The following is a 12,484-nucleotide window of genomic DNA, read 5'->3' on the forward strand; positions in this document are numbered from 1 at the left end:
ACTAATGGGATTATGCCTATTCTACTATTATCAAAATAATAAGTACAGAAATGTGAGCAAAGCGCTAGGAGGACTCAGTTTGAAATCAAAATTAAAATCAATTAGTTTGGCCGGAATCGTAATCTTTATTGCTGTGGCATTAATAACCTATCCTGGTGAAGTGTTAAGTGCTAGTGAGAGAGGATTGGATATGTGGTGGGGAACTGTTTTTCCATCCTTATTGCCTTTCTTTATAACAGCTGAGCTATTAATCGGTTTTGGTGTTGTTCGTTTTATAGGGGTTTTATTTGAACCCATTATGCGGCCGCTATTTAATGTTCCTGGTGCTGGGGGCTTTGTCTGGGCAATGGGAATGGCAAGCGGTTACCCTTCTGGGGCAAAACTAACTACTCGTCTTCGTCAGGAAAAACAGATTACCAAGATAGAAGCTGAGAGGTTAGTATCCTTTACAAATGCGTCTAACCCTCTGTTTATTGTTGGGGCAATTTCTGTAGGTTTTTTTCACGATGAAACATTAGGAATCCTGTTAGCCGTTTGTCACTATGTAGGAAATGCCTTAGTTGGCATTTGCATGCGGTTTTATGGCAGAGAAAATCGCGGTAAACATTCTAAGCAAAAGCGTAAATTATCTATTTATAAAGCTTTACAAGAATTACACAGAACTCGACTAAAGGAGAATAGACCCTTTGGGAAGATACTAGGCGATGCGGTTGTCAACTCTGTTCAAACATTATTGATGATCGGTGGGTTTATCATCATGTTTTCCGTATTCACCAAACTAATATATATTATCGGAATTGCTGGTATATTTGCTAGTGGGTTCTCTATTATTTTACAGTTGATTGGGATACCATCTGAACTTTCATTACCAATGTTTTCAGGACTATTTGAGATAACCCTTGGCGGAAGCCTAATATCTCAATCCGATGTTTCATCCATCTTACCTCAGGCTGTAGTATTGTCCTTTATTCTAGCTTTTAATGGTTTTTCTGTACAAGCACAGGTTGCAAGTATTATTGCTGATACTGATATAAGATTTGCACCATATTTTTTCGCTAGAATACTGCATGGCTTATTTGCAAGTAGTTTAGCAATCCTTTTATACAAACCTTTATATCTAGATAAACAAGAGGCTTTACCACATGACGTTTCGGTATATTCACCTGTACAAAGCGACCCTTGGTTTACAATATTAGAGCAATTAAACTATTGGGGACCACTTATTACGTTAGCTGCAATTGCCTTGACCATCATCATTGTTACACTAAGAAATAATAAAAGTAAGTACCAGCTTTAATTAGAAAAAAGCTGATGGATATCCATCAGCTTTTTTCTAAACTATATCTAAATTTCGTCGCTAAGGCCTTTTCCACCGCTTCCGGCACTAAATCAGAAACATTTGCGTTATATTTTGCTACTTCTTTTACCATACTTGAACTTAAGAACGAAAACTGATTATTGGTCATCATAAAAAAAGTCTCAATATCTTCATTCAACTTTCGGTTCATTGATGTAATTTGCATCTCATACTCAAAGTCTGATACGGCTCTTAATCCCCTAAGTATAGCTTGTGCACCTTGTTCTTTAGCGTAATCCATTAACAAACCACTGCAAGCATCAACTTTTACGTTTTCCAAATCTTCCGTTGCTACTTCCAATAAATGAACCCTTTCCTCAACTGAAAATAGAGGAGCTTTTGATTGGTTATTAAATACTGCTACAATCACTTCATCAAATACTGTAGCACCTCTTCTAATGATATCTAAATGACCATAGGTAACGGGATCAAAGCTACCTGGACATATAGCAAGTCTAGTCATGCTCAACACTTCCCCTCTTATATATGGTTAAGGCAGTTGTACTTCCGTATACTTCTGATCTTACTACTGAAAATCCACTATATTCATTAGGTAGCTTTTGCTTAGCCTCGTGTTCACAAACTATTGTCCCATCTTTTTTAAGCAGTTTATATGTATCAATGTACTCTAACAAACTTTCATAAGATACCTTTAAGTATGGTGGATCGAGGAAAATTATATCAAAAGACAGTTCACGTTTTGCAGCAGCTTTAATCGCTCGGAATGCATCTGTTTTATATACTTCTGTACTATCTTGAAGCTGTAAAAGTTTTAGGTTTTCGTATATAGTTTGAATTGCTTTTGGTTGTTTATCGACGAAAATAGCCTTTTCTATCCCTCTGCTCATTGCCTCTATGCCTAATCCACCACTCCCAGCAAACAAATCGAAACAACTACCTCCATCAAAGTAAGGACCAATCATTTGAAAGAGCGCCTCCTTAACCTTGTCTGTAGTAGGCCTAGTTTGTCGATTAGATACAGATTTAAGTGGATGACCTTTAAATTTTCCCGATATAACTCGCACTGATTTTACACCTTCTTCAAACGTTTTCGTTTCGCACTTTATCCTATCATAAAACAGCTCGATCTGGAAATAATCAAAAAACCATTATTTTTAAGTATATTTTTTTATATGTAGTCAATAATAACTCCTGAAGCAGCTAACAATCCTATTAGTTGCTTCCGAACACGGAGAAGACTTACGTTTCCCCATAAGTTCTTCCTCCGGTTTCTCCTCTCCCTTTGCCTTTTTGTTTTCTATATAAATTAGAAAGCAAAAGGGGCCTGCAGATTAGTTAATCTGCAGGCTTTTTTTCTAAGAAATGATGTAAAACCTTAGAGCTCTCTATATCTTCTCCGCTCAAGCTAGTCAACTTTCCTCTTTGAATGCTGCACTTAATTTGTTTTTTCTTAGCTTTTTATTTCTAATTTACTCTGTTTATAATGTAAAATATATCGTACTAACAACTCATTTTCTAATAGTGCAATAAATGAAATATCAAGATCCAATTCAACGGCCTTCTGGTACGATTCTATTAAGAGATTGTCGGAAAGATCAGAATAGCGCACATAAACCACCCCTAATTGTTGATATTTAGTGCAAGTAAGTCTTTTTAACCACATTAAAGCGATTACATTTAATAATTCGACATAATATCTCAAGTATCCTTCTTAAATAATAAAAAAATCAGTTTTAATCTAAGAAAAATAGTTATAAGGAACTATTATAGGTGTAATATGATATCTTATATCTATGGAATCTAAACAAAAAAGGAGTTAAGTCTAATGCAAAGATTTATTGAATTAGGTGAAGGATATACAGATATCTATGAGTTGTTTGAACTCATAGAATACATGTCGGAAAGAGTAGAACACTTTGTTGTTCTTGAAGCTACTCACAAGGACGGAGTACTTTATACACTAGCGATAGTTATGAAACCAACAAAAATAGGAAACTTTCAACCAATTTATGTCTGCTTAGAAGGAATACGGAAAAGTAGTGCTAATAAACGGTTAGAATTATTTCAGGAAATGGCGGCCAAACATAATCAACAAATTAAATACATATCAGTTAAAACTTCAGATTCCTTCCATGATCGCTACTTATACTACAATTATTTGTTAGGAATTTTTCAAATTAACCGATTAACAACAAAAGTCTTTTAGGCAACTTGATCAATATAGTAAATTCTAAAAAAATAAAGCACGCTAATTTGCTAGCTGCTTTATTTTTTCTGTTATATTCCCATTTTATAGTCATATTCCTTAGCTTTATCCACTTTTGCGTTTTCATAATCAGTTCGAATAAAAGGCTTATAGGATAAGTCTACTTTAGAGACGAAAGGAAGCCTATCTAGCTTTTCCTGTTTATCTTCTATCTCTTCTTGATGAACGTAAAGAATAGCATATTTGAGTTCGCGGGAAACGTAAATTAAATGACCATATCGTTTAATTTGCTTTATATTTTTCATATGTTGAAACCAGACAATAAGTCCTTGACGCTTAGTTCGCATATTAATTCCTCACTCATCATTTCTTTTTTCTAGTTTATCAGAATATTTTCTATTGAGCAACGTCTTACGATATCAGACATTTCACCCTGTCATAAATGAAGGAGCATTGAAGTGTACTCCCCTATCCTTTATGTACATGTCAGGTTCAAGTATATCGTTTTCTAGTTATAACCCATAAAAAAATCCGCCCTTAAAGGGCGGATTTTTAAGATTAAGAAGAAGTTAGGAAGCTTTACACCCACATCCACCGCCAGATCCACAGCCACAACCACCATCTTTTAGAAGTGCGTTGTCTTTAGGAACTTTCACTTGTTCACTAACACTGAAAGCGACAATTTGGCTTACCTCATCAAGTAGATCTTGAAGATTACGCTCTGCAATTTTGAAAGAAGCAACTTTATCATTCATATCCATTTCTCGCTTAGTTGCTCTCATATCTTTCATAATCGTACTATAATCCGGGTGATATCTTCCGAATCTCTGTACTTCTTCATATTGATCTTTCATCTTGGTGAAAGTAGATATAAGTTGTTGTGCCTCTTTATCTTCTTCTAATATTCTTTTCGCATTATTGTATTCTTGCATGACATCAGACTGCAACACAATCTGACCAATATGTTCTGATTTATCTAATAGTTCAACAATTTCGATTGTTGCTAGCAAAGTGGTCACCTCCACCTTGTTATCATAACAGTAAATGAACGTAATTAAAAGAGGAACGAAATTAATCTTTCATCGTTCCTGCCATTTGGATCAACATAGAAACCATCTGTATTTGATTGGAAACTCTCTCTATTTTTTGCGGAACAGTCTGACCATAGAAATATTTAGCTTCTTTTTCAAGTTCATCTAAACGGTTCGGATTTCGTGTTAGATGACGGTACCACATAGGATTAAGACGTATAAATCTCAATAATTCTGGACGTGTTTGAAGAAATTGGTACACACTTGGTTGCATAGCCCATTCCCCCTTTTTTAATCATTGTTCATAAATGGTGGCCGCCCTGAATTAGAATTATTCGTTGTTTTGTTTTTGACATCCTTAAATTGACCAACTAAAGTTTGGATGTTGGAAAGAGCACCATTTATTTGATTAATATGCCCTTCGACTTTATTAAAGTCAACATTTTCTATATATTTCATAAATTGGTTCATAAACTCTTGTTTATCTTTACTTTTTTTGTTTTTGGTACTCGACTTTTCTTTGGTTTTGGCATTAAGATCATTGTCTTCAAAATCCGCAGATTTATATTTCTCCCACGAAGGATCATCTTCCCCAAGCAGTACATATTTTTCAAAGTAACTCTGCCAGTCCCCTTTACCCCTACGAACATTTTTTATTAGTCCAGGGTGTTGCTTCACAAATTGCTTAAACTCCTTTATTGACGGAGATAATTCCTCTTCCTCTTTTTTAGACATTGATTCTCACCTCGATCTTCTTAATGTTTTCCTTTTATATTTTATGTGAGAATCTGGGCATTGTTACACCATATAAATATTTATCTCACTTGCACTTTTCAAAAATAAAAAAGTCTGAACTTAAGTTCAGACTTTTTTGCTATTCCGTAAATTTAGATTTCGTTAAAAAGTTTTGTGTATAGTAATATTTATAAACACCTACTCCAAGGTGCGTATAATCGTCTTTTAGGAGTGCATCACGATGTCCTTCACTATTTAACCAACCCTCCACAGCGGCTGGACCATCTGTGTACTGTGCTGCTATGTTCTCACCCGCAGCAAAGTAAATTACATCACCCTCTTCTAATCGTTCTTTTAACCCTTCACCTTCTGGCGTATAATGGGAAAAGTAATTTTGTACAGCCATGTCTTTACTGTGACCAAAAGCGACAGATGCTACGGAATCATCCCAAACTAATTGACTACGATCGAACCGATTTCGAATGACATTAGTAATATCAAAAATTTGTTTTTCCATACCACTCTCCACTTTGTCCCACTCCTGATCTGTTAGTAACGGAGCTTCTGGTAGTGATCCGTGATAATAGACTTCATAAGGCCTCTGCATTAATAGTACATCTTTTGATAATATTCTAATCGATGATAGCCGCTTAGAGAAACTATCAAAATAGAACTCAACAAATTTGTTTTCATCTATTTGACTTAGCGGTCTTGTATTTAATTCTGCATCAGATAGAGTAAATCGAAAATTTGAAAAAGATACTTCTCTTCGAAAATCTAACATTTTATCTATTTCCTCATAGGATTGCCCTATTGCTATTGGTTCCGTTGAAAGATTATCGCCAGTTGCAAATATGGTTACAATAACCCCGTCTTGAATACCAAATTGTATATGTTGATTTATTCCATTTGTATAAACCCACCATGTATAGCCATAAGAGCTTAAATCCTTCCTCACAGGGTCTCCAAGCTCTTTTTTTAATTGATTAGTGTCCTTGTCCATCCATTCATACAAATCCCCTTCAAAACCGGTTATAGCATGTATTTGTTCAGGTAGTGATTTTGTTTCTACCGTTGTTTCTTTTACTTCCTTGGTCGGCTTATGACCCATTGTCTGAATCACAGCATTTTCTAAAGATTTATCTATAACAAAATATGTACCCAAGCCTATTAAAATCAATAGAATAAGACTTTTTATTACCTTCATCATTTACGTCCCCTTTATACTCTTCTATCATTATTATAGTAAGGAGCAAATCATATTATGAAGATAATTCAAAAAGTTATATATGAAATTTTCTTTGTTGAAATAAAAAAAGAAATATCCTTTTATAAAAAAGGATATTTCTAATTAGTTTTAATGTAGTTCCGGACGTTCAGAGATCTCTTCAAGCGCACGCCCTGCAGCACGATTAGATTGATTTTCCAAGGCCAAATCCCCAAGCGCTAAAATCCCAACTAATTCTCCACGATCAACAATGGGAAGGCGGCGTATTTGATGTTCTGCCATTATTGTGCTCGCTTCTTGGACAGATGCCTCTGGAGCGACAGAAACTAATTTATCACTCATCACTTCATTTACTTTACTGGAACCTGAGAGCTCTTTAGCGTAGCCACGGACAACCATATCTCTATCAGTTACCATCCCTAATAGCTCTCGATTACTTCCACAAATAGGAATTATTCCAACATTTTTCTCTTTCATTTTAATAGCAGCTTCCATTATACTATCGTCTGCAGTACAATACGTTAGTTCAGTTGACATTATTTCTTTAACAGATTTCATAATTTTATCCTCCCTCATTTCAGTTCAGTCCTATTATGTCCTGAAACTGCATATCCTTGCATGGAATTATTAAAAAGTAGCTTGATTTTAATATGAAATTTTTGTTTTATTACATAATTGAGACAAAATCTGCAGTACACTTTGAATCTTTTACCCTTTAATTAGTCGAGTACAAAAGCTGCGCAGCAGTATTCTGCCTAAGCAAGTTTAGCGCTAATCCGAAGAAGTAGTTATTACTACTGAGTATAGATATTATGACAATAGTTATATTCATAGGAAAGTTAACAGTGAGAGTCCTCGTAACCATTGCAACTTATTAAAATTCATACTATTATAAGTATAGTTACATACTTTTTGTGAGGTGGAAGAATGAAAATTGAAGGTACTGGTATTGAAGGGGTTATTGTAGATCTAAAACCGTTAGACCATTTAATGGGAAACGTAAATTTCGTCCGTGCAGGTCAATGGGATTATGAACGAGTAACATACGATTACAAAGTTGGCTCTGCTGAAAAAAACATTACGTATTACATAAGAGTACAAGGTTATGCAGTAGAAGGTGATGTGGATCGAAAAGATGCAGTTATCAAATTAATGACACCTCTTCTCGGCAAACATTACTATCCACATGGTATTGAATATGGAGAACAAGAAGGGTTTAGTCAAGCATTAATCGATCGAGCAAACAACTTATTAGTACAAGTTAAAGAACAATTAGAGAATTATAAAAAATAGTACAAAGGCGAGGCGACTGAACGAAGTCGTTTCGCTTTTTCTCTTGTTTCCAAACTAAACGGTGAATGAATACCTAAAAATTGGTCCATCATGTAAAATATACCTATATTTTAAAGGTTTCTACTATTCAAAACTATCTCTTCATGCTATATTTTTTATAAAGTCATTACTATCTTAATACATATCTCAGGGATAATTACGTTACCCTGTCTTTATCTAACAATAACATGTATAAAGAGAATGGTTTACTGTTAAAAGCTTGTTGACAAGGAAGGAGTTTCAAAACTAAATTGTTCCGATATATTTCAAAGAGACAATGGATTCTTATACTAGTAGCAATAACATTAATCATCGCAGGTTATTTTATTTTACCTGTTTCTTTACCACTATTATTAGCCTTTTTTACAGCTTTATTCTTAAACCCATCCATACGATGGTTACAATTTAGATTCAAGTTTAGTAGGAAAATTGCCGTTACAATTATATTCCTGGCTTTTTTAGTAATTATTAGTATAATTGGTACCTACTTCGTTACACGCGCTGTAACACATGTGGTTAACTTTTCACAAAATGCACCGACTTATATTGTTCAAATGAATGAACAAGTATTGGAATGGGAATCTGACTTAGCCAATGTCTCGGAGGATTTACCTAAGGAATTCATTGATAAAGTCAAAGCTGGATACAATGAGAGTATTAACTCTTTAGTTGAAGGATTAAATGATAAGTTAAATTTCAATAGGATAACTGAAGCTGTATCAAAGGTTCCGCAATATTTGGTTAGTTTCCTTGTTTATTTGATTGCCCTATTTATGTTCATGTTAGAACTACCTTTATTAAAAACTAAGACATATCAACATTTAACAGTTGAAACGGCTGAAAAAGTTCGGTTTATGAATGCTCGTTTAGCATATGTCGTGTTAGGATTTTTAAAAGCACAGTTTCTCGTGAGTATTATCATTTTTATAGTCTCACTTATCGGTTTGCTTATCATTGCACCAGAATATGCTGTGATAATGTCCTTTATCATCTGGATAATCGACTTTATCCCAATCATAGGATCTATCGTCATTCTTGGTCCATGGTCCTTGTATATGTTTATTACCGGAGATGTTAGAACTGGAACAGAGTTAGCGATATTGGCTGTCATCCTGTTAGCAATTAGGAGAACGGTTGAACCAAAAGTAATGGGCAAACATATTGGCTTATCACCATTAGCTACCTTGATTGCCATGTACTTAGGTCTTCAATTAATAGGAATACTAGGATTTATTGTGGGTCCTTTAGTGGTAATTGCATTTAACTCAGCTAAAGAAGCAGGAATTATTAAATGGAACTTTAAAATTTAATAATAGAAAAAGGTTTAGTTTTTAACTAAACCTTTTTTTACATTTATGCGCCTATATAAGCTAAACCTGAACTTTTCAAACGAGACAGATAACAATTAAAGAAGCCCTCCTCTTGCTATGCCAGTTAGTAATTCACATAGCCACTGTTTAGAAGAAGTCTAACAATGCTGGTTTATTAGGCATTATTAAATTTTCCCAAACAATAAAATCCCCTTCAACCTTTAGCTTGTTGAATTTGATTAGATGTTCAATTGGTTCACTATTAAAAAGTAATGCAGACAAGCTTAGTATATCAGTAGTTATTTTCAACTGAGAGTTTGTTGATGAAACCCTATTCACCTCAGTTACCTTATTATTGGATATCTCAATTTCCCACATCCCTTCGTTCCATGGTGCGAGCTCATCTTTGATTTCCATAACAATAGATATGGGGTCTTCACTATTGAAAAATGGATACTTTCTTATAAATGTTGAAAAATCCACAATTCTTGTCATAAAATAAGCAGATTTTTTTATATTTATTCTAGGATTATGAAAATAAAAAGAGAGTTGATCATTTGGAAGTATTTTCATTTCTATCTCTTTTATCATGGAATCATGATTTTTTAACCATTCTAGTAACCCATAACAAGCATCACCAGTTAGAAAGATAATCTCCTTTACTGTCAATCTGCTCTCACTTAATGATGCGATAAGATATCCTTGTGCATCTCCATTTTCATCGTAATATATTACGATGCTGTCTTCATCAGCTATTACCTTGTTAAGCCACCACCAATCTTCACGATCCAAAAATAGATTATATTGCGAAGAATTCTTATGATAAATAGATTTTAATAATGGTAAGTCCGTGTCCTTTGTTCCCCTTTTGCTATACCCTTTTCCCTTTGTATTTTTCAGGTCTGAGGGTGAAAAGGTATAGTGATAATTATAATGAGTCAGCTCCCAGCCGAAGCGACGATAAAAATCAATAGAGAATGGATGTAACATGGAAATAGATAACCCTTGTATTTTCATCTCATAAAGAGTATGATTCATCAAGTTGGCAACATGACCTTTTCTACGATACTCAGGCCATGTAGAAACACCTGCAATACCACCAAATGGCATTTTTATACCACCTAAACCTAGTGTCATAGGCAATAAGTGCAGTTTGGCTGCTAACTCACCATTTACATAAGAACCATAGATGATATGACTTTCTTCCATTTCCTTACATCTTTTTCTTATCTGTTCTGGTGTAACCGTATATTGAAAAGCATATTCACTTAACTCAATTACTTTTTCATATTCATTTTTATTAACTTTATTAATACCATTCATGTTTAATCTCCTTTTCAAATTGCAGAAAATTATCTTCCTGTGAAACTACAAAGAACATATTGTTAAGAAGTACTCTATGTGATGCTTTATTACCTTGTTCACAAGTTGCATTTATCTTTCCTATTTGTTTAGTTGCGCACCACTTTTCAATTAAAGCGACAGCTTCTTGTGCAATTCCTCTATTACGATACTTTTCACTCACTTCGTATCCTATCTGTATGCAGCTCTGATCGAGTTTAGTGATAAGTAGTTCACCAACTAATGCAGTATTTTGTTTTTCTTCCATTACCCATGGTCCGTAGCCTAATTGACAAGGATCGTTCTCTAACGTTTCTAGGTACACTGGTAAAAAAGCTTTAACTGCATCAGATGGCCGATACGCATGTTTATATTTACTTTTAGGAAGTTCACCTTCGTATATTAGAGATAGAACATCTTCTTTACTTAAAGGGTGAAGTAAAATATGTTTACCTATTAAAACCATCAGATACGTTCCTCCTTTTCAACGTCAAGGTAAATATTGGAATTCAGTGAGCTCTTTTTGTAAATTTTTTACTTATGTAAAAAAAGACTATCACACATGATAGTCTTTTTTAAGTGCCTAATATTGCTTTTATCATACTAGTAGTTTCTCCGCCATCAAAGAAAATATAAAGTAGTAGATAAACAGCTACTCCAGTAATTGCCGTGAAAAACCAAATCACACTAGTTATTGGGCCGATTTTACGGTGCTTATTAATCTTTCTTTTAAATGCTAAAACAAGTGTAACAACCCCAAATATAGCTCCTACAGTGGCCAAAATAATGTGAAAAATCAAGAAAATGGTATAATAAATCTTTAAGTCTTCGGGACCACCAAAACTTGTGTTCCCAACAAATACTGTTCTTGACAAGTAAATAATAAAAAATGCTAAGGCACTCAATGCACCACTTATCATTACTTTTTTATGTGCTTTATATTTTTTTCGAGCAACCAGTACCCAACCGATCGCTACTAAGACAGCACTCAACACAATGAAAAATGTACTAATCGTAGGTAAAATTGGCATAAATCTATTCTCCTCATTCAAATCATCTAATAAAATTTAAGTCTCTGTAGTATTAGTAGACGGTAATGGATCAATTTTTCCACTTTCCTTATTAAACCATGGAAAGAAAATTCTAGCTAGTATTATTCCATAGATTATCTCTTGAGATATTTTCATCATAATACCACCTAATTGTTGATCTTCAATTATTGGTAATGGAGAAAACATCTCTGGTCCACTCAATGAAATTCCATTTAAAACGGAACCTGGCACACATAATGCAAGTGCTTGCACCCATCCACCTGATGCACTGTATGTATGGTAAAGCACATCACTAGAGAATATAATTAACCCACAAGCAGGTGTAATTAGGACACCATTAGCAAATATATACCCTATTTTTAACAAAGGGGATAGCTTGTCCTTTTCTTTTAAAGGAGTAAAGATTGGCCACCATACGAAAAAAGCCGTAATTAATATAACACTTGATATAATAGCATGTGCAACAATATTTGCTTTAGCAAAATCAAATATGACCGGAATATGATACATCGAGAACAGTCCATTGAATAATAATAAAGCAACGATTGGCTTTGTTAGAACATTTAAAAGATACTTTAATATGGGTAAATTATATATAAGTCTCCATATCCAATTAGGAATACCTTTAATTATAAATATAGGAAATACCAGATAATAAAGTGCCATTTGTACCATATGAGAAGTAAACATAATATGGGATAACAGATCTATTGGTGATCCCTTTACTATATAAAGTAACGCTACCCCTGAGTAAAAAAACAAAACCTGATTTCCAGTCGGTTCAGGATCATTTGTAAACTTATGTCTAAACAAAAAGGTTACTAAATAATAAGCTATTGCTAGTCCAATTGTAAACAGTAGAAAAAACGGGCTCCATAATGCACGAAAACCAAAAATTTGTAACTCTAACCACATAGTATTCACTCCATAA

17 protein-coding genes are annotated in these 12,484 nt (G+C 34.1%); 4 read left to right on the plus strand and 13 right to left on the minus strand.

Annotation, left to right across the window (positions count from 1 at the left end; genetic code table 11):
- The first annotated feature begins 79 nt into the window (after positions 1-79).
- Positions 80-1,297, plus strand: a complete 1,218-nt coding sequence (gene ylbJ / locus H7K77_RS09535; protein WP_235988885.1) for a sporulation integral membrane protein YlbJ — start codon at positions 80-82, stop codon at positions 1,295-1,297.
- A gap of 25 nt (positions 1,298-1,322) precedes the next feature.
- Here ylbJ and coaD read toward each other — a convergent pair whose 3' ends face one another.
- The 3 genes from coaD to sda form a co-directional block, all read right to left on the minus strand.
- A complete protein-coding gene (coaD, locus tag H7K77_RS09540; RefSeq protein ID WP_186577571.1) occupies positions 1,323-1,820 on the minus strand; it encodes a pantetheine-phosphate adenylyltransferase in 498 nt (165 codons plus the stop codon).
- The gene (gene rsmD / locus H7K77_RS09545) at positions 1,813-2,445 is read right to left on the minus strand and encodes a 16S rRNA (guanine(966)-N(2))-methyltransferase RsmD (RefSeq protein ID WP_328701085.1); all 633 of its coding nucleotides are present in this window, start codon (positions 2,443-2,445) and stop codon (positions 1,813-1,815) included. Before rsmD ends, coaD begins: the two co-directional genes overlap by 8 nt.
- 323 nt (positions 2,446-2,768) lie before the next feature.
- Complete coding sequence (gene sda / locus H7K77_RS21830; protein WP_407926425.1) at positions 2,769-3,020, minus strand: sporulation histidine kinase inhibitor Sda; 252 nt, start codon at positions 3,018-3,020, stop codon at positions 2,769-2,771.
- A gap of 123 nt (positions 3,021-3,143) precedes the next feature.
- On the opposite strand from sda, the gene H7K77_RS09555 reads away from it, so the two are divergent.
- Positions 3,144-3,524: a DUF7147 family protein gene (locus H7K77_RS09555; protein ID WP_186577572.1), complete on the plus strand. Its 381-nt coding sequence runs from the start codon at positions 3,144-3,146 to the stop codon at positions 3,522-3,524.
- Positions 3,525-3,595: 71 nt separating this feature from the next.
- On the opposite strand, the gene H7K77_RS09560 is transcribed toward H7K77_RS09555, so the two are convergent.
- The 6 genes from H7K77_RS09560 to H7K77_RS09585 all read right to left on the minus strand — a co-directional run bounded on the left by H7K77_RS09560 (position 3,596) and on the right by H7K77_RS09585 (position 7,076).
- On the minus strand, positions 3,596-3,871 hold the full coding sequence (locus tag H7K77_RS09560; RefSeq protein ID WP_186577573.1) for a YlbG family protein: 276 nt from the start codon (positions 3,869-3,871) through the stop codon (positions 3,596-3,598).
- 222 nt (positions 3,872-4,093) lie between these two features.
- Positions 4,094-4,534, minus strand: a complete 441-nt coding sequence (locus H7K77_RS09565) for a YlbF family regulator (protein WP_186577574.1) — start codon at positions 4,532-4,534, stop codon at positions 4,094-4,096.
- Positions 4,535-4,595: 61 nt separating this feature from the next.
- Positions 4,596-4,829, minus strand: coding sequence for a YlbE-like family protein (locus H7K77_RS09570; protein ID WP_186577575.1), 234 nt, complete (start codon positions 4,827-4,829; stop codon positions 4,596-4,598).
- Between the two features lie 17 nt (positions 4,830-4,846).
- The gene (gene ylbD, locus H7K77_RS09575) at positions 4,847-5,290 is read right to left on the minus strand and encodes a YlbD family protein (protein WP_186577576.1); all 444 of its coding nucleotides are present in this window, start codon (positions 5,288-5,290) and stop codon (positions 4,847-4,849) included.
- Positions 5,291-5,429: 139 nt separating this feature from the next.
- A complete protein-coding gene (locus tag H7K77_RS09580) occupies positions 5,430-6,497 on the minus strand; it encodes a CAP domain-containing protein (protein ID WP_186577701.1) in 1,068 nt (355 codons plus the stop codon).
- A gap of 150 nt (positions 6,498-6,647) precedes the next feature.
- On the minus strand, positions 6,648-7,076 hold the full coding sequence (locus H7K77_RS09585; RefSeq protein ID WP_186577577.1) for a CBS domain-containing protein: 429 nt from the start codon (positions 7,074-7,076) through the stop codon (positions 6,648-6,650).
- A gap of 369 nt (positions 7,077-7,445) precedes the next feature.
- Between H7K77_RS09585 and H7K77_RS09590 the strand changes: the two genes are divergently transcribed.
- Both H7K77_RS09590 and ytvI read left to right on the plus strand, forming a co-directional pair.
- The gene (locus H7K77_RS09590; RefSeq protein WP_186577578.1) at positions 7,446-7,811 is read left to right on the plus strand and encodes a YugN family protein; all 366 of its coding nucleotides are present in this window, start codon (positions 7,446-7,448) and stop codon (positions 7,809-7,811) included.
- Between the two features lie 290 nt (positions 7,812-8,101).
- Positions 8,102-9,160, plus strand: coding sequence for a sporulation integral membrane protein YtvI (gene ytvI / locus H7K77_RS09595; RefSeq protein WP_186577579.1), 1,059 nt, complete (start codon positions 8,102-8,104; stop codon positions 9,158-9,160).
- Between the two features lie 147 nt (positions 9,161-9,307).
- Here ytvI and H7K77_RS09600 read toward each other — a convergent pair whose 3' ends face one another.
- The 4 genes from H7K77_RS09600 to ctaG form a co-directional block, all read right to left on the minus strand.
- Positions 9,308-10,483: a GNAT family N-acetyltransferase gene (locus H7K77_RS09600; RefSeq protein ID WP_186577580.1), complete on the minus strand. Its 1,176-nt coding sequence runs from the start codon at positions 10,481-10,483 to the stop codon at positions 9,308-9,310.
- On the minus strand, positions 10,470-10,967 hold the full coding sequence (locus H7K77_RS09605; protein WP_186577581.1) for a GNAT family N-acetyltransferase: 498 nt from the start codon (positions 10,965-10,967) through the stop codon (positions 10,470-10,472). The genes H7K77_RS09600 and H7K77_RS09605 overlap by 14 nt, the downstream gene beginning before the upstream one ends.
- A gap of 109 nt (positions 10,968-11,076) precedes the next feature.
- The gene (locus tag H7K77_RS09610) at positions 11,077-11,532 is read right to left on the minus strand and encodes a DUF420 domain-containing protein (RefSeq protein ID WP_186577582.1); all 456 of its coding nucleotides are present in this window, start codon (positions 11,530-11,532) and stop codon (positions 11,077-11,079) included.
- A gap of 36 nt (positions 11,533-11,568) precedes the next feature.
- Complete coding sequence (gene ctaG / locus H7K77_RS09615) at positions 11,569-12,468, minus strand: cytochrome c oxidase assembly factor CtaG (RefSeq protein ID WP_186577583.1); 900 nt, start codon at positions 12,466-12,468, stop codon at positions 11,569-11,571.
- Positions 12,469-12,484 lie beyond the last annotated feature (16 nt).

The sequence above is a fragment of the Aquibacillus kalidii genome, from assembly GCF_014280935.1.
In the GTDB taxonomy this organism is placed as follows: domain Bacteria; phylum Bacillota; class Bacilli; order Bacillales; family Amphibacillaceae; genus Aquibacillus_D; species Aquibacillus_D kalidii.

What these genes read in the sequence shown, in the direction of transcription:
- coaD (WP_186577571.1), bottom strand. Translation starts at nt 1,820, where the DNA reads ATGACTAGACTTGCTATATGTCCAGGTAGCTTTGATCCCGTTACCTAT.
- H7K77_RS09555 (WP_186577572.1), top strand. Translation starts at nt 3,144, where the DNA reads ATGCAAAGATTTATTGAATTAGGTGAAGGATATACAGATATCTATGAG.
- H7K77_RS09560 (WP_186577573.1), bottom strand. Translation starts at nt 3,871, where the DNA reads ATGCGAACTAAGCGTCAAGGACTTATTGTCTGGTTTCAACATATGAAA.
- H7K77_RS09570 (WP_186577575.1), bottom strand. Translation starts at nt 4,829, where the DNA reads ATGCAACCAAGTGTGTACCAATTTCTTCAAACACGTCCAGAATTATTG.
- ylbD (WP_186577576.1), bottom strand. Translation starts at nt 5,290, where the DNA reads ATGTCTAAAAAAGAGGAAGAGGAATTATCTCCGTCAATAAAGGAGTTT.
- H7K77_RS09580 (WP_186577701.1), bottom strand. Translation starts at nt 6,497, where the DNA reads ATGAAGGTAATAAAAAGTCTTATTCTATTGATTTTAATAGGCTTGGGT.
- H7K77_RS09585 (WP_186577577.1), bottom strand. Translation starts at nt 7,076, where the DNA reads ATGAAATCTGTTAAAGAAATAATGTCAACTGAACTAACGTATTGTACT.
- H7K77_RS09590 (WP_186577578.1), top strand. Translation starts at nt 7,446, where the DNA reads ATGAAAATTGAAGGTACTGGTATTGAAGGGGTTATTGTAGATCTAAAA.
- H7K77_RS09600 (WP_186577580.1), bottom strand. Translation starts at nt 10,483, where the DNA reads ATGAATGGTATTAATAAAGTTAATAAAAATGAATATGAAAAAGTAATT.
- H7K77_RS09605 (WP_186577581.1), bottom strand. Translation starts at nt 10,967, where the DNA reads ATGGTTTTAATAGGTAAACATATTTTACTTCACCCTTTAAGTAAAGAA.
- H7K77_RS09610 (WP_186577582.1), bottom strand. Translation starts at nt 11,532, where the DNA reads ATGCCAATTTTACCTACGATTAGTACATTTTTCATTGTGTTGAGTGCT.
- ctaG (WP_186577583.1), bottom strand. Translation starts at nt 12,468, where the DNA reads ATGTGGTTAGAGTTACAAATTTTTGGTTTTCGTGCATTATGGAGCCCG.